Below are 14670 nucleotides of genomic sequence, written 5' to 3'. Positions count from 1 at the left end.
ATCCGGTGCGATGCGAACCTATCGCGGACGGAGTCCGCTCCTACCCCCACTGCAATACCGTGCGGTCCCTGTAGGGTGAATAACCCGGAGCGGGTTATCCGCCCTACGCGTTAACAAAAAGCCCCGCTTAGGCGGGGCTTTTTGATTTCCGGCGGCGATCAGCGCTTGGCCATGATCTTGGCGATGATCTGCAGCTCGCCCTGGACGATCTCGGCCAGGGCAGGGCGGGCCAGGGTACGCTCGAAGTGCGCGGCCAGCTTCGGCCAGCGCTGGGCATCCAGCTCTTCCTCGCCATGGCGCAGGTTCACCAGCTGGCAGGCGATGGCGATATCGGCGAGGCTGAAGCTGTTGTCGACGAACCACTGCTGTTCGCCCAGGCATTTCTCCAGGTAGTCGAAGTGCTCCGGGAGCTTTTCCTGCATCGCGCCTTTCACCGCGACTTCATCGCAGACCTTGCCCATCAGCGGCTTGAGCAGGCGGTTGCGGAACACGGTGAAGGTAGTCAGCGGCGCCAGCTCGTAGTCGGCGTACTTTTCCAGCCAGTTGATCCGTGCGCGCGACTGGGCGCCTTCGCCGCACAGCGGAGCGCGTTGAGGGTCGCGGTCGTCCAGGTAATGGCAGATGACGCTGGAGTCGGCGAGGGTGAAGTCACCGTCGCGGATCGCCGGCACGCGGCGCAGCGGGTTCAGCTCGCGGTACCAGTCCGGCTGGTTGAACGGGTTGACGTTCTCCAGCTGGTAGTCGAAGCCTTTCTCGGCGGCGAACAGGCGGACTTTGCGAACGAAAGGGGACAGCGGGGCGCCGAAGACGACGAGGCTCATGCAGGGCTCCTGGGGCGAAGGTGGCCGGGGTGAGTTTTGACGACGGATCAGTCGTAAAGGTTCTTCTTCTTCCAGATATCGTCATCGTCCAGCGCCTTGAGGCCGTCGCCCAGTTCGCTGGGTTCCTCGGCGGCCGGCTGGGCGGTTTCCAGGACCATGGCGTTGGCGCGTGCCAGCTGGTTCTCCAGCTGTTTGAGCTGCGCCTGGTAGCGGCCGATCTCCGGCTGCTTCTGCAGGTACTGCACGCCGCGCTCGAAGGCCAGGCGCGCCTGGCGTGGTTGACCCTGCTGCAGCGCCTGCTGGCCGAGGTTGCCGAAGAACTCGATATGCAGGAGGGCGAGCAGGTGGCGGATCTCCTTCACCCACTTCTGCGCTTCGGCTCGCGGCAGCATGTTGTCCTGGGCGGCGCGGGTGAGCTGGGCGTGCAGCGCCTCGAAGAGGAAGCGCACATCCTTGGCCTTGGCTTCAGTGAGGATCGGCTGCGGCGCGTTCTTCACCACGATGGCCTCGCCCTTGGTGACCTGGCCGCGCAGCTCTTCTATACGCTCCTTCAGCGCAGCGTTGTTTTTCTCCAGGGAGAGCAGGCGTTCGCTGAGGTTCAGCTCGAAGCCGCTGAGCAGCAGCTTCAGTGCCGGCGCCATGAACTGGCCGGGCATCGATTCGGAAATATCGGAGCAGCGCCGGCAGCGGTCGGTCAGATCGGCCTTCAGGCGGGCCTGCTCCAGCTTGCGGTTTTCCACCAGGTGGTTGATATAGCCGATGGCGACCAGCAGGGCGATACCGACGAGAACCAGGACCGTAATAACGAGTGGCGACACCTTGGAGTGCTCCGGCAGGTTTTTCCGCGAGTGTAATGTCTTAGTGATACTGCTCATAGCGGCAGCTCAGTTTTTACTCAGAAGTCTTTGATTTAAAAAATATTTCTACTAAGGGTTGACGCCCCCTCAAAGCGTCCCTAGAATGCGCGCCACTTCGACGCGAAACGCAGAAATGCCGGAGCGATGAAGTCGGAAAGATGTTAAGTTCCGGGCCGCGTCCCCTTCGTCTAGTGGCCTAGGACACCGCCCTTTCACGGCGGTAACAGGGGTTCGAGTCCCCTAGGGGACGCCATTGCGGGAATAGCTCAGTTGGTAGAGCACGACCTTGCCAAGGTCGGGGTCGCGAGTTCGAGTCTCGTTTCCCGCTCCAGATTCTCGATCATCGCCCAGGCGGTGACCGAAAGATGAAATGGCGTTACCCTTCGGCGAAAGCTGAAGGTTGCAACAAGTTGCTGCGGGAATAGCTCAGTTGGTAGAGCACGACCTTGCCAAGGTCGGGGTCGCGAGTTCGAGTCTCGTTTCCCGCTCCAAAATCGAAACGCCGCCCATCAGGGCGGCGTTTTCGTTAACCACCAGCGAAAGCTGGAGGTTACAGCAGGTTGATGCGGGAATAGCTCAGTTGGTAGAGCACGACCTTGCCAAGGTCGGGGTCGCGAGTTCGAGTCTCGTTTCCCGCTCCAGAATCGAAACGCCGTCCATCAGGACGGCGTTTTCGTTTGTGCGCCGAAAACTCCCCGCCGCCCGGACCTTTCGTCCGAATTTCGCGGTGCCGTCCTGGCACTGCAGGCCTCCGGCCCCGTGCCGCCCCTGGGTTGTTCGCGAGGCGACCATTCATTCGCAATGGCCGCCTCGCGATAACTCTGCATTACGGAAAACTCTGACGCGCCCCTGAGGGGAATCCCGTTTGTTGGTCGGGGCTGCCACCCGAGAATGCCTGCGCTCGAACGCATAGCGGTCGAGAGGGCCCGCTGTAGACGCCATTCGGCGCTGCGCAAGGGCATTTCCGAGGGCTGAGTCCTGCCTGATTGTTCCTTTCCGAGGGAGAGGGCGATCCGGGGGGGCGGCCAGGCAGTTCACGAGGTTTCCCGGTCCATGTCGTCGCCCCATTCCCAGCCAGGCCTTAGTGAGGCGTTGCGCGTCGAATACCTGCCAGCTTGCGGTGTTGCCGATGTTGCGGCGGTGGCCGAGAAGCAGGTAGTGCTGTCGGTCTTCGACTTCGACGGCACCCTGACCCGCCACGACAGTTTCCTGCCTTTCCTCTGGTTCGCCTTTGGCACCTTCGGCTGTCTGCGTCGCTTGCCGAAACTGCTGCTGCCTGCCCTGCGCTACCTGTTCCGCCAGATCGGCCGTGACGAGCTGAAGGCGCGCCTGATTGCCGTCTTCCTCACTGGCGTCGAGGCGCGTTGGCTGTCGTCCAGAGCCGAAGCCTATTGCCGGTTCATCTGGCGCTATCTGATGCGCCCGACCGGCTTGCGCGGCGTCGCGGCCGAGCGCTGGTCCGGCGCCGAGGTCACTCTTTGCTCCGCGTCGCCGGCGCTGATGCTCAAACCCTTCGCTGAACGCCTGGGCGTCGGCCTGATCGGCACCGAGCTGGAGATACACGACGGCCGCCTCACCGGTCGCCTGCTCGGCGGCAACTGCCGCAGCGAAAACAAGGTTCTACGACTGGAGGCCAAGTACGGCTCCCTGGCTCGCTACAGGCTGCGCGCCTGGGGCGATACCTCTGGCGATCACGCATTGCTGCGCGCCGCCCACGACCCGCACTGGCGGGTATTCCATCCCGCCTGGCGACGAACTCCCGGACCGAACCGGCCCGCCGCCTGACCCGACCCATGGCCGGGGCAGCCCGGTCGAACCCCCACTTTCGAGACTCGCAATCGTGGAACTGACAAACATAGGTTTTCCCCCGCTGACCATCGCGGTCTTCGTCGGGCTGGCGCTGGCCGCGCTGCTGCTCGACATGTTCACCCACCGCGGCAACAAGCCGATCACCCTGGGCGGCGCGGTCGCCTGGTCGATCTTCTGGGTGGCGATTTCCCTGGGCTTCGCCGGCTTTCTCTATGTCCAGCACGGCGCCCAGGTCGCCAGCCTGTTCCTTACCGGCTACGCGCTGGAGAAGGTGCTGAGCGTCGACAACCTGTTCGTCTTCATTGCCATCTTCGCCTGGTTCAAGATGCCGGACGGCCTGCGTCACCGCGTACTGTACTGGGGCATCATCGGTGCCATCGTGTTCCGCGCCATCTTCGTGGCCATCGGTACCGGTCTGCTGACGTTCGGCCCCTGGGTCGAGATCGTCTTCGCGGCCATCGTCGCCTGGACCGGCGTGATGATGCTCAAGGGCGGCGGTGATGACGATGAAGAGGAAGACTATTCCAAGCACCTTGCCTACCGCTTCGCCAGCAAGCTGTTCCCGGTGTGGCCGAAACTTCTCGGCGGGCGTTTCTTCGTGGCTCGCCAGCAGCTCGAAACCGAGGTGCGCAAGCCTGAGAACAAGGGCATCAGCCTCGCCGCCAAGGGCGCGCTGTTCGCCACGCCGCTGTTCCTCTGCCTGGTAGTGGTGGAGGTGTCCGACGTGCTGTTCGCCTTCGACTCGGTGCCGGCGGTGATCGCGGTCAGCCGCGAGCCGCTGATCGTCTACTCGGCCATGCTGTTCGCCATCCTCGGCCTGCGTACCCTGTACTTCGTACTCGAAGCACTGAAGCGCTACCTGGTGCACCTGGAGAAGGCGGTGATCGTGCTGCTGTTCTTCATCGCCGCCAAGCTCGGCCTGAACGCTACCGATCACCTGTTCCACCATGGCTACAGCATCGATGCCAACACCAGCCTGATCATCGTGCTGGTGGTGCTGGCGGCGGGAATCCTGGCGAGCCTGCTGTTCCCGGAGAAGGAGGAGGCTGAGGTTTCCCAGCACTGATCTTTCCGCCAATGAAAAAAGCCCGCGAATGCGGGCTTTTTTTGCTGGCGGATCAGGCCGCCGCCGGCTCCTCGCGGGGTACGAAGAGGCGGCGGGTCGCCAGCAGGTGGATGATGAAGCTGATCAGCGCGGCGCCCAGCACGCCCACGCCCAGGCGGGTGAACACGCCGCCGGTATCGGCAAGATTCTCCAGGCGGTCGAGGCGGTCGAAGTGCGCCGGGTCGGCATTGGAGTAGGCGATCTGCAGCAGGCTGCCTTCGGGGTAATTGTCGACGTTGCTGCCGGCGACGTCGAAGCGACCGATGTAGGGCTGGCCCTTCACCTCGAACTGGTAGGTGAAGTGGTACATCTCCTTGGTGCGTCCGCGGCGGCCGCGCTCCTCGGTGACGTTGTCCAGGGCCAGCGGAGCGCTGACCACCGAGTGGTCGGCGAGGATGCGCTTGGCGCGCAGGTGGTCGCCGATGGCAGTGAGGCACATCACGATGACGAAGCCGATGGCGAAGAGGGTGCAGATGATGCTGGAGACGCGGCGGACCTTGTCGTGGGCCCCTTGCGAGATCTTGAAGCTGAGCATGACGTTCCCTGCCTTTGTGTTGGAAAAGTAACAAAAGGCTACGGGCGGGGCGGCGGGGTGTCCTTGTCAGTTTGTCAACCGGACGGGGTAGTGCGCTGGACAGAACGTCCGTGGCGCGGCGGCAGGCGCCGCGCCGTCTGGAGCATCAGTGCTTGGGCGTGTCGTCCGGCAGGGCCAGCAGGCGCTTCTCGGCGTTCCAGTCGAACGGCTCGCCGTTTTCCTCGGCCTCGAAGCGGCGCTCGTCGAGTTGCTGGTACATCTGCAGCTCTTCGTCGGGCATGTAATGAAGGCAGTCGCCGCCGAAGAACCACAGCAGGTCGCGGGGGATCAGGTGGGCGATCTGCGGGTAGCGGTGGAAGATCTGGCTGATCAGGTCCTGGCCCAGGTACTGCGCGCCTTCCGGGTCGCGCGGCAATTCCACCAGCAGCTCGTCGAAGCGTTCGAGGAACAGGCCGTGGTTGTCCTCGGGAACCTGCTCGGCTTCGCCCAGGGCGCCAAGGATCATGCGCAGGTGGTTGAGCAGGGCGATGTGGTGGTCGAGATAGGCGCTGGCCATGGGGTGTCCTCTGGAGCTGTGTGCAAACGGCCGGGGAGTATATCGGGTTGCCGGCCCGGCCGCCGCTGCGATCAGCGCAGCGGTTGCGACAGGGTCTGCCGGCGCTGGTTGTTGATCTGCTGGCGTTGCTGGTCGAGCAGGCGCTGCTGCTGTTGCAGTTGCTGTTGCTGCAGGTCGTTCTTCTGCCGCTGGATCAGTTGGTCGCTCTGCCGCCGCTGTTCGTTCCAGCGGCGCTGGTTGTCCTGCTCGCGCTGCAGGTTCTGCTGCTGCAGTTGCAGGCGCTGGTCTTCGTAATCCAGGCGCTGGCGGTCCAGCTCGTTCTGCCGCAGCTGCTGCTGGCGGCGCAGGCTGTCCTGCTGTTGCTGGATCGGCTCGATGATCGGGCTGGGCGCTGGCGCCGGGCGCGGCTGGCTGGGGTAGAGCCAGGGATCGGCTTGGGCGCTGCCGGCCAGCAGGGCGAGCAGCATGGGGATCAGGTATCGGCGCATGGTGCGGCTCTCCATGACGGTGATGCTCCCAGTGTGCACCTGTTGGCCGCTCGCGGTATTGCTGTGCGTCGGACAAAAAAAGGGCGCCCGAAGGCGCCCAGTGCGTGAGGTGGTGGATCAGTCCGGGCTGGCGGTGGCTGCCGGTTGGGGCTGGTGCTTGCCGGCCAGTTCCTCTTTCGAGAAGTCGTCCACGTCGATCACTGCACGGCGTGCGTGTTCGGCGGCGTGCAGGGTTTCCGCTTCCGCGGCTTCCAGCACACCCGCCTCGGCGGCGGCATCGATGGGCGACTGGCCCGGCTTGGGAGTGACGCTGTGCTCCTTGAGCGCCTTGTGCAGTTTCTTCTGCAGGGGCGCGGCAGCGGCGAGCTGGTCGTAGGCGAAGGTGAGCTTGGCCACCGGATCGTCCGCGTCAGTGGGCAGATGCGCGCCGGCGAGGATCGCCTGCAACGCCGGGTCGCTCAGCGGGCGGCCGAGGATCTCGGCGATCTCCGCATCCAGTGCATCGCTCGGGCCACGGTGACGACGGCCCAGCGGCAGCACCAGCACGCGCAGCAGGCAGGCGAAGGCGCGGTTGGGGAAGTTGTCGATCAGGTCGGCCAGGGCGGCTTCGGCCTTCTCCAGGTTTTCCTCCATGGCCCAGTGCAGCAGTGGGTGCAGGTAGTCGGGGTTGTCCAGGTCGTGGTAGCGCTTGAGCGCGGCGGAGCCCAGGTAGAGGTGGCTCAGCGCATCGCCCAGGCGTGCGGACAGGCGCTCGCGACGCTTCAGCTCGCCGCCGAGCATCATCATGCTGAAGTCGGCGAGGAGGGCGAAGGACGCCGCCAGGCGGTTGAGCGCGCGGTAGTACGGACGGCTGATGCGATCGCCCGGCACCTGGTCGAAGCTGCCGAAGCCCAGGCCCAGCAGCAGGCTGCTGGCGGCATTGCTCACGGCGAAGCCGATGTGATTGAGCAGCAGTTCGTCGAACTCGCGTTCGGCCTGGTCCTGGTCCTCGCGGCGGGCCAGTTCCATTTCCTTGAGCACGTACGGATGGCAGCGGATGGCGCCCTGGCCGAAGATCATCAGGTTGCGCGAGAGGATGTTGGCGCCCTCGACGGTGATGAAGATCGGCGCGGCCTGCCAGGAGCGGCCCAGGTAGTTGTTCGGGCCGAGGATGATGCCCTTGCCGCCGTGGATATCCATGGCGTGGGCGATACATTCGCGGCCGCGCTCGGTGAGGTGGTACTTGAGGATGGCCGAGAGCACCGAGGGCTTCTCGCCCAGGTCCACCGCGTTGGCGGTGAGGATGCGTGCGCTGTCCATCATCCAGGCGTTGCCGCCGATGCGCGCGAGGGCTTCCTGGATGCCTTCGAAGGCCGACAGCGGCACGTTGAACTGCTCGCGCACCTGGGCGTAGCGGCCACTGACGTAGCTGCCGGCCTTGGCCGCGCTGGTGCCCACTGCCGGCAGGGAGATCGAGCGTCCCACCGACAGGCAGTTCATCAGCATCATCCAGCCTTTGCCGATCATTTCCTGGCCGCCGATGATGTACTCCAGCGGCACGAACACGTCCTTGCCGGAGTTGGGGCCGTTCATGAAGGCGGCGCCCAGGGGCACGTGGCGGCGGCCGATCTGCACGCCGTCGGTGTCGGTGGGGATCAGCGCCAGGGTGATGCCAAGGTCTTCTTCCTCGCCCAGCAGGTGGTCCGGGTCGTGGCACTTGAAGGCCAGGCCGAGGAGGGTGGCCACCGGGCCGAGGGTGATGTAGCGCTTTTCCCAGGTCAGGCGCAGGCCGATGACTTCCTCGCCTTCCCACTGGCCCTTGCAGACCACGCCGACGTCAGTCATGCCGCCGGCATCGGAGCCGGCCTGCGGGCTGGTCAGGGCGAAGCAGGGAATCTCGTCGCCAGTGGCGAGGCGCGGCAGGTAGCGCTGGCGCTGGGCGTCGGTGCCGTAGTGCAGCAGCAGTTCGGCCGGGCCGAGGGAGTTGGGCACCATCACGGTGGAGGCGAGGTCGCCGCTGCGGGTGGCGAGCTTCATCACCACCTGGGAGTGGGCGAAGGCGGAGAAGCCCTTGCCGCCGAATTCCTTCGGAATGATCAGGCCGAAGAAGCCCTGGCTCTTGATGTAGGCCCAGGCTTCAGGCGGCAGGTCCATGTCCTTGCCGACCTGGTAGTCGTTGATCATCGCGCACAGCTGTTCGGTGGGGCCGTCGACGAAGGCCTGCTCCTCTTCGGTCAGTTGTGCCTTGGGGTAGCCCAGCAGGGTATGCCAGTCCGGACGGCCGCTGAACAGCTGGCCATCCCACCAGACGGTGCCGGCCTCGATGGCCTCGCGCTCGGTTTCGGACATTGGCGGCAGGGTCTTCTTGAACCAGGCGAACAGCCGCGAGGTGAACAGGCTGCGGCGCAGGTCGGTGGCCAGAATGGTCACCGCGACCACGGCCCAGAGCAGCCACAACAGCACCATCCAGCCATGGGCGTGGCTGAACAGGCTCATCAGTGCGAGGTACACGGCGACTATGCCGAGTGCCTTGAGGGGCGCAGCGCGACGGTGCGCGAGCCAGGCGACGCCGAGGATCAGGACGAGTAACCAGACGAGCAGCATGCGGATTCCTCCATGACAGCCAGCCCCGGCGACCGCAGGCCGCGGCGGGCTTGGTGACAAAAGTGCGCGAACACAGCGGCAGGTTTTCCCGGTGGGAGCCCGTGCCACAGTGCACCGGAAGCTTAGCTGGGCGAATCGGACCGATGGCCGCATGGCCGGACAGCTTGGCCGGATCGCCTTGTCGGGCAGGCGTCGGCACTGGTTAGACTGAGCGCGCCATCAAGGACGAAACGCCCGGAGACAGCGCCATGCAGCAATACCTCAAGCCCAGCCGCTTCGTTGATAGTGACCACCCCCGGGTAATCGAGTTCGCTCTAAATCATCGGGGCGATGGCGGCACGCCGCTGGAGCAGGCGGTGGCCCTGTATTTCGCCGTGCGCGATGAGATTCGCTACAACCCCTACGTGTTCAGCCGCGACCCGCAGACGCTCAAGGCCAGCCATGCGCTGGAGGCCGGGCAGTCCTATTGCGTGCCCAAGGCCACGCTCCTGGCGGCCTGCGCCCGGCATTGCGGCATCCCCGCACGCATCGGCCTGGCCGACGTTAAGAACCACCTGGCAACGCCGCGCCTGCTGGAACTGCTGCGCAGCGAGGTGTTCGCCATGCACGGCTATACCGAGTTGTTCCTCGAAGGCCGCTGGGTCAAGGCCACGCCGGCCTTCGACATCGGCCTGTGCGAGGCCTTCGGCGTGCTGCCGCTGGAGTTCGATGGGCGCAACGACAGCGTCTTCCACCCGTTCAACCGCGACGGCGAGCGGCACATGGAGTACCTGCGCGACCATGGCCAGTTCCCCGATGTGCCCGAGGAGTTCTTCTTCGGCTATCTGAAACAGTGCTACCCGCACCTGTTCACCGGCGAGGACGCGCCGCTGGAGGGCGACATGCGCAGCGAGGCGGCAAAATAGGAAAGCCAACCGCCGCATGCAGGCAATTGTCCATGAGCATTCGCCCATGAAAGCAATCGATAGTAACCATCAGTACGTGTGTCTTTTTTCCTCGCGCCTTAGCCGGTAGGGTGCCGTCATCCGAAATCGTGTCCGCGAGATGCGATGCCATCGAATGACGACAACAAGAGAGGCGCAGCATGCTCAAGATCTGGGGCAGGAAGAATTCCTCCAACGTGCGCAAGGCGCTCTGGTGCGCGGAAGAGGCGGGCCTGGCCTATGAGCGGATCGACGCCGGCGGTGCGTTCGGTCTGGTCAACGATGCGCCTTATCGCGCGCTGAACCCCAACGGCGTGGTGCCGACCCTGGACGACGAGGGCTTCGTGCTCTGGGAGTCCAACACCATCGTCCGCTACCTCGCCGCGCGCTACGCCCCGGACCTGTACCCGCAGGACCTGCAGCAACGCGCCAGCGCCGAGAAGTGGATGGACTGGACCACCTCGTCCTTCGCCGCGCCGTTCCGCACCGTGTTCTGGGGTACCCTGCGCACCCCGCCGGAGCAGCGCGACCCTGCCGCCATCCAGGCCGCCATCGATACCTGCGTGGCCCTGCTGGCGGTCCCCGAGGCGGTGCTGGCGCAGCAGCCGTATCTCAGCGGTGAACAATTGGGCATGGGTGACATTCCGCTGGGCAGCTTCATCTATGCTTGGTTCGAAATGCCCATCGAGCGCCCGCCACAGCCGCATCTCGAAGCCTGGTACGCACGCCTGAAGGCGCGCCCGGCCTACCGTGCGGCGGTGATGACCGACCTGACCTGAATGCCTGCGCGTGCCGCGGAGGTTGCAATCCTCGCGGCGTACCCTTATCAAGCAGGCCTTTTTTCCAAAGACATGCGTCTTTCCACCGACTTGCAACGGGAATACCCATGAGTTCCGCGCTGTCCATCCGTCAACTGACGAAGACCTACGGCAACGGTTTCCAGGCCCTCAAGGGCATCGATCTGGACGTCGCCGAGGGTGATTTCTTTGCCTTGCTGGGCCCCAACGGCGCCGGCAAATCCACCACCATCGGCATCCTTTCCACCCTGGTGAACAAGACCGGCGGCACGGTCAACGTGTTCGGCCATGACCTGGACAAGGACCCGTACGGCTTGAAGCGCTGCCTGGGCGTGGTGCCCCAGGAGTTCAACTTCAACCAGTTCGAGAAGGTGTTCGACATCGTCGTCACCCAGGCCGGCTACTACGGCATCCCGATGAGCGTGGCCAAGGGCCGCGCCGAGAAGTACCTGACCCAGCTGGGCCTGTGGGACAAGCGCAACTCCGCCTCCCGCGAACTCTCCGGCGGCATGAAGCGTCGCCTGATGATCGCCCGCGCGCTGGTGCACGAGCCGCGCTTGCTGATCCTCGACGAACCCACCGCCGGCGTGGACATCGAACTGCGCCGCTCGATGTGGAACTTCCTCACCGAGCTCAACGGCGAAGGCATCAGCATCATCCTCACCACGCACTACCTGGAGGAGGCCGAGCAGCTGTGCCGCAACATCGCGATCATCGACCACGGCACCATCGTGGAGAACACCAGCATGCGCAAGCTGCTGAACAAGCTGCACGTGGAGACCTTCTACCTCGACCTGCAGGGCACCCTGAGCGCGGCGCCGAAGCTGGACGGCTACCCGGTGCGCCTGGTGGATGACCACACCCTGGAAGTGCAGGTGGACAAGTCGCTGGGCATCAACGGGCTGTTCGTCCAGCTCAATGCCCAGGGCCTGCAGGTGCTGAGCCTGCGCAACAAGAGCAACCGCCTGGAGGAACTGTTCGTGTCGCTGGTGGAGAAGAATCTGTCGAAGGTGGCCGTATGAGTCACGAACTGCGCGCCAACTGGGTCGCCCTCAACACCATCGTCTACCGCGAAGTCCGCCGTTTCCTGCGCATCTGGCCGCAGACCCTGCTGCCGCCGGCAATCACCATGGTTCTGTACTTCGTCATCTTCGGCAACCTGATCGGCCGGCAGATCGGCGATATGGGCGGCTTCACCTACATGCAGTACATCGTGCCGGGGCTGATCATGATGTCGGTGATCACCAACTCCTACGGCAACGTGGTGTCGAGCTTCTTCGGCAGCAAGTTCCAGCGCAACATCGAAGAGTTGCTGGTATCGCCGGTTTCGCCGCACACCATCCTCCTCGGCTTCGTCTGCGGCGGCGTGCTGCGCGGGCTGGCGGTGGGGGTGATCGTCACCTTCCTGTCGCTGTTCTTCACCGACCTGCAGATCCACCACATCGGCATCACCGTGCTGGTGGTGGTGCTGACCGCAGCGATCTTCTCCATGGGTGGTTTCGTCAACGCGGTGTTCGCGCGCAACTTCGACGACATCTCGATCATCCCGACCTTTGTGTTGACGCCGCTGACGTACCTGGGCGGGGTGTTCTATTCGATCAAGCTGCTGCCGCCGTTCTGGCAGACGGTGTCGCTGGCCAACCCGATCCTGCACATGGTCAACGCCTTCCGCTACGGCATCCTCGGCGTGTCCGACATCCGCATCGGCACGGCGGTGATCTTCATGCTGGTGGCGACCGTGCTGCTGTACATCTTCTGCGTGCGCCTGCTGGTGAGCGGGCGTGGCATGCGCCAGTGAACGCTTCGTTGCGCTGCTGAAGAAGGCCCCAACCGGGGCCTTTTTCTTTTTTGCACTTCGCGCCGGGTGAGTCCCCCTGTAGGAGCGAGCTTGCTCGCGAACCCGCCCAACGCCGGAGCTGCCGGTGATTCCGTTCGCGAGCAAGAACTGGGCGTCCCCCTCGCTCCTACAAGTGGGGCACCAAGCATCTCGGCGTGCGTAGGAGTGGACTCTGTCCACGATCGATTCACCCCCCCTCCGACCAACCAGGTGGCATCAGGCCCGCCCGATCGCGGACGGAGTCCGCTCCTACGTTCGTGCCTCAGCGTCGGAGCAAACCTGCAGGAGCGCACCATGCGCGAGATCGCGGGCATGGGCCGCTCCTGCCGTTTGTGTGGGCGTTATCGCGGGAATTCGATAACGAACCGCGTCCACCCCGCGGCCGACTCGCAGCGAATCTCCCCACCATGGGCGCGGACGATCGAGCGGCAGATCGCCAACCCCAGCCCGGCATGTTCGCCCTGGCCTTCGCGGCGGGCCGGGTCGGCGCGGTAGAAACGGTCGAACAGCCGCGCCAGGCGTTCGGCGGGAATCTCCCTCCCCGGGTTCTCCACGCTCAGTCGGCCGGGCTCCAGGCGCACGCGAATCTGCCCGCCGTCCGCAGTGAAGCGCAGGGCGTTGTCCAGCAGGTTGGCCAACACCCGGCGCAGCAGCGCGCGGTCGCCCTGTACCGACAGCTCGCCTTCGCGCTCCAGGGCAATGGACTTTTCCTCGGCCAGCGGCCCGTAGAACTCCAGCAGCTCGTCCACCTCGCCGGCCAACTCCAGCGGCTGGCTGCTGGGGGTGAGCAGGCCGTGGTCGGCCTTGGCCAGGAACAGCATGTCATTGACCATCGCGGTGAGCCGCTCCAGCTCCTCCAGGTTGCCGTGCAGCGCCTCGCGGTAGTCCTCCAGGCCGCGCGAGCGCGACAGCACCACCTGGGTCTGGGTCAGCAGCCCGGTGAGCGGCGTGCGCAGCTCGTGGGCGATGTCGGCGGAGAACGCCGACAGGCGCTGGAAGGCCTCTTCCAGGCGCGCCAGCATGGCGTTCAGCTCGCCGGCCAGGCCGCGCAGTTCCTGCGGCATCTGTCCGGCGTCCAGGCGAGTGGTCAGCGAGTGCGCGCTGACCTGCGCCGCCACCTCGCTCATGCGTCGCAGCGGGCGCAGGCTGGCGCGGGCGGCCCAGGCGCCGAGCAGGGCGGTTGCCAGGGCGGAGAGGCCCATGGTCATCCAGATCAACCGCTGCATGCGCTGCAGGAAGTGCTGGTGATGGGTGATGTCGAGGATCAGCGTCAGCTGTGCGCCGTCGCGCTGCTCGGCGTCCAGCGGGGCCTGCAACTCCCTGAAGGATTGCTCCTCGCCGTTGGCCATGTTCAGCGCCGGCCGCTGTTCGAACCAGACTGAACCGTCCGCACCCTGCAGGCGCAGGCCGAGATCGGGATGGCGGCGCAGCTCCCGGCGCAGCTCAGTGGTGTGCGGTGCCAACTGCTGCGGACCGCTGACATCGCCCAGCACGTCGCGGAAGATCGCCAGCTTGCCGGCCATCAACTGGTGGTCCAGTTCGATGAAGTGCGCCTCGCTGGCGCGGCTGAAGATGATCCCCGCCAGCAGCGACACGGCGGCGGTGCAGGCGGCGAACAGCAGGCTCAGGCGCAGGCCGAGGGACAGGCGCGCACTCATGCTTCGCGCTCTTCCAGCACGTAGCCCATGCCGCGCACGGTGTGGATCAGACGCTGCGGGAAGTCGTCGTCGACCTTGGCGCGCAGGCGGCGGATGGCGACTTCGATGACGTTGGTGTCGCTGTCGAAATTCATGTCCCACACCTGGGAGGCGATCAGCGACTTGGGCAGCACCTCGCCGCTGCGGCGCAGCAGCAGTTCCAGCAGGGCGAACTCCTTGGCGGTCAGGTCGATGCGCTTGCCGGCACGCTGCACGCGGCGGCGCAGCAGGTCCAATTCGAGGTCGGCCAGTTGCAGGGTGGTTTCCTGGATCTGCTGGCCGCCACGGCGCAGCAGTGTGCGCACGCGGGCCAGTAGCTCGACGAAGGCGAAGGGCTTCACCAGGTAGTCGTCGGCGCCCAGCTCCAGGCCGCGCACGCGGTCTTCCACGGCATCGCGGGCGGTGAGGAACAGCACCGGCACGGCGCTGCCGGTCTGGCGCAGCGCCTGGAGAATCTGCCAGCCATCGCGGCCGGGCAGCATCACATCGAGGATCAGCAGGTCGTGTTCGCCGGCCAGGGCCAGTTGCAGGCCTTCGTCGCCGTCGGCGGTCAAGTCGACGGCGAAGCCGGCCTCGCTCAGGCCCTGCTGCAGGTACTGGCCAATGCGCGGTTCGTCTTCGACGATGAGGAGCTTCATCCGGGTATCCATTCAGGCGCTCGG

The 14670-nt window shown here is 65.2% G+C and carries 14 protein-coding genes and 4 tRNA genes; 10 read left to right on the top strand and 8 right to left on the bottom strand.

What is annotated here, in order from left to right:
* Positions 1–158: 158 nt before the first annotated feature.
* Together QO207_RS21395 and QO207_RS21390 are read right to left on the bottom strand one after the other, a co-directional pair.
* The gene (locus QO207_RS21395; RefSeq protein WP_301534302.1) at positions 159–821 is read right to left on the bottom strand and encodes a glutathione S-transferase family protein; all 663 of its coding nucleotides are present in this window, start codon (positions 819–821) and stop codon (positions 159–161) included.
* 47 nt (positions 822–868) lie between these two features.
* The gene (locus tag QO207_RS21390) at positions 869–1639 is read right to left on the bottom strand and encodes a hypothetical protein (protein ID WP_301534301.1); all 771 of its coding nucleotides are present in this window, start codon (positions 1637–1639) and stop codon (positions 869–871) included.
* 216 nt (positions 1640–1855) lie between these two features.
* Between QO207_RS21390 and QO207_RS21385 the strand changes: the two genes are divergently transcribed.
* The 6 genes from QO207_RS21385 to QO207_RS21360 all read left to right on the top strand — a co-directional run bounded on the left by QO207_RS21385 (position 1856) and on the right by QO207_RS21360 (position 4553).
* Positions 1856–1931 (top strand) — tRNA-Glu (locus QO207_RS21385).
* A gap of 2 nt (positions 1932–1933) precedes the next feature.
* Positions 1934–2009 (top strand) — tRNA-Gly (locus tag QO207_RS21380).
* 84 nt (positions 2010–2093) lie between these two features.
* Positions 2094–2169: transfer RNA gene (locus tag QO207_RS21375), tRNA-Gly, on the top strand.
* A 74-nt stretch (positions 2170–2243) separates the two neighbouring features.
* A tRNA-Gly gene (locus QO207_RS21370) sits at positions 2244–2319 on the top strand.
* Positions 2320–2731: 412 nt separating this feature from the next.
* On the top strand, positions 2732–3463 hold the full coding sequence (locus tag QO207_RS21365; RefSeq protein WP_301534300.1) for an HAD-IB family phosphatase: 732 nt from the start codon (positions 2732–2734) through the stop codon (positions 3461–3463).
* Positions 3464–3518: 55 nt separating this feature from the next.
* Positions 3519–4553, top strand: a complete 1035-nt coding sequence (locus QO207_RS21360; protein WP_301534299.1) for a TerC/Alx family metal homeostasis membrane protein — start codon at positions 3519–3521, stop codon at positions 4551–4553.
* A 52-nt stretch (positions 4554–4605) separates the two neighbouring features.
* Here the strand turns inward: QO207_RS21360 and QO207_RS21355 are convergent, their stop codons facing one another.
* The 4 genes from QO207_RS21355 to QO207_RS21340 all read right to left on the bottom strand — a co-directional run bounded on the left by QO207_RS21355 (position 4606) and on the right by QO207_RS21340 (position 8754).
* Entirely contained in the window at positions 4606–5127 is a 522-nt protein-coding gene (locus tag QO207_RS21355; protein WP_301534298.1) for a DUF3592 domain-containing protein, read from the bottom strand.
* A gap of 145 nt (positions 5128–5272) precedes the next feature.
* A complete protein-coding gene (locus QO207_RS21350; RefSeq protein WP_301534297.1) occupies positions 5273–5683 on the bottom strand; it encodes a PA2817 family protein in 411 nt (136 codons plus the stop codon).
* A gap of 71 nt (positions 5684–5754) precedes the next feature.
* Positions 5755–6171 (bottom strand): PA2816 family glutamine-rich protein, encoded by a 417-nt coding sequence (locus tag QO207_RS21345; RefSeq protein ID WP_301534296.1) that lies wholly within the window; start codon positions 6169–6171, stop codon positions 5755–5757.
* Between the two features lie 117 nt (positions 6172–6288).
* Positions 6289–8754 carry an acyl-CoA dehydrogenase gene (locus QO207_RS21340; protein WP_301534295.1) on the bottom strand — a complete coding sequence of 822 codons (2466 nt, stop codon included), beginning with the start codon at positions 8752–8754 and terminating at the stop codon, positions 6289–6291.
* Between the two features lie 248 nt (positions 8755–9002).
* On the opposite strand from QO207_RS21340, the gene QO207_RS21335 reads away from it, so the two are divergent.
* The 4 genes from QO207_RS21335 (at position 9003) to QO207_RS21320 (ending at position 12272) form a co-directional block, all read left to right on the top strand.
* Complete coding sequence (locus QO207_RS21335) at positions 9003–9659, top strand: transglutaminase family protein (protein ID WP_301534294.1); 657 nt, start codon at positions 9003–9005, stop codon at positions 9657–9659.
* 179 nt (positions 9660–9838) lie between these two features.
* On the top strand, positions 9839–10456 hold the full coding sequence (locus QO207_RS21330; RefSeq protein WP_301534293.1) for a glutathione S-transferase: 618 nt from the start codon (positions 9839–9841) through the stop codon (positions 10454–10456).
* Positions 10457–10563: 107 nt separating this feature from the next.
* Positions 10564–11496, top strand: a complete 933-nt coding sequence (locus QO207_RS21325) for an ABC transporter ATP-binding protein (RefSeq protein ID WP_301534292.1) — start codon at positions 10564–10566, stop codon at positions 11494–11496.
* A complete protein-coding gene (locus tag QO207_RS21320) occupies positions 11493–12272 on the top strand; it encodes an ABC transporter permease (RefSeq protein ID WP_301534291.1) in 780 nt (259 codons plus the stop codon). The genes QO207_RS21325 and QO207_RS21320 overlap by 4 nt, the downstream gene beginning before the upstream one ends.
* A gap of 380 nt (positions 12273–12652) precedes the next feature.
* Here QO207_RS21320 and QO207_RS21315 read toward each other — a convergent pair whose 3' ends face one another.
* Together QO207_RS21315 and QO207_RS21310 are read right to left on the bottom strand one after the other, a co-directional pair.
* On the bottom strand, positions 12653–13969 hold the full coding sequence (locus tag QO207_RS21315) for a heavy metal sensor histidine kinase (RefSeq protein WP_301534290.1): 1317 nt from the start codon (positions 13967–13969) through the stop codon (positions 12653–12655).
* Positions 13966–14646: a heavy metal response regulator transcription factor gene (locus QO207_RS21310; RefSeq protein WP_081518606.1), complete on the bottom strand. Its 681-nt coding sequence runs from the start codon at positions 14644–14646 to the stop codon at positions 13966–13968. Before QO207_RS21310 ends, QO207_RS21315 begins: the two co-directional genes overlap by 4 nt.
* Positions 14647–14670: the final 24 nt, after the last annotated feature.

Origin of the sequence: Pseudomonas sp. CAN1, assembly GCF_030462585.1 — a bacterium.
Taxonomy (GTDB): Bacteria; Pseudomonadota; Gammaproteobacteria; order Pseudomonadales; family Pseudomonadaceae; genus Pseudomonas.
The sequence above is the reverse complement of the archived record's forward strand: the minus strand, read 5'-3'. Positions and strand labels throughout refer to the sequence as shown.

Bases quoted from the DNA above. Each gene is read 5' to 3' on its own strand.
- QO207_RS21310 (WP_081518606.1), bottom strand. From the start codon at position 14,646: ATGAAGCTCCTCATCGTCGAAGACGAACCGCGCATTGGCCAGTACCTG.
- QO207_RS21320 (WP_301534291.1), top strand. From the start codon at position 11,493: ATGAGTCACGAACTGCGCGCCAACTGGGTCGCCCTCAACACCATCGTC.
- QO207_RS21325 (WP_301534292.1), top strand. From the start codon at position 10,564: ATGAGTTCCGCGCTGTCCATCCGTCAACTGACGAAGACCTACGGCAAC.
- QO207_RS21395 (WP_301534302.1), bottom strand. From the start codon at position 821: ATGAGCCTCGTCGTCTTCGGCGCCCCGCTGTCCCCTTTCGTTCGCAAA.
- QO207_RS21345 (WP_301534296.1), bottom strand. From the start codon at position 6,171: ATGCGCCGATACCTGATCCCCATGCTGCTCGCCCTGCTGGCCGGCAGC.
- QO207_RS21340 (WP_301534295.1), bottom strand. From the start codon at position 8,754: ATGCTGCTCGTCTGGTTACTCGTCCTGATCCTCGGCGTCGCCTGGCTC.
- QO207_RS21365 (WP_301534300.1), top strand. From the start codon at position 2,732: ATGTCGTCGCCCCATTCCCAGCCAGGCCTTAGTGAGGCGTTGCGCGTC.
- QO207_RS21355 (WP_301534298.1), bottom strand. From the start codon at position 5,127: ATGCTCAGCTTCAAGATCTCGCAAGGGGCCCACGACAAGGTCCGCCGC.
- QO207_RS21335 (WP_301534294.1), top strand. From the start codon at position 9,003: ATGCAGCAATACCTCAAGCCCAGCCGCTTCGTTGATAGTGACCACCCC.
- QO207_RS21330 (WP_301534293.1), top strand. From the start codon at position 9,839: ATGCTCAAGATCTGGGGCAGGAAGAATTCCTCCAACGTGCGCAAGGCG.
- QO207_RS21315 (WP_301534290.1), bottom strand. From the start codon at position 13,969: ATGAGTGCGCGCCTGTCCCTCGGCCTGCGCCTGAGCCTGCTGTTCGCC.
- QO207_RS21350 (WP_301534297.1), bottom strand. From the start codon at position 5,683: ATGGCCAGCGCCTATCTCGACCACCACATCGCCCTGCTCAACCACCTG.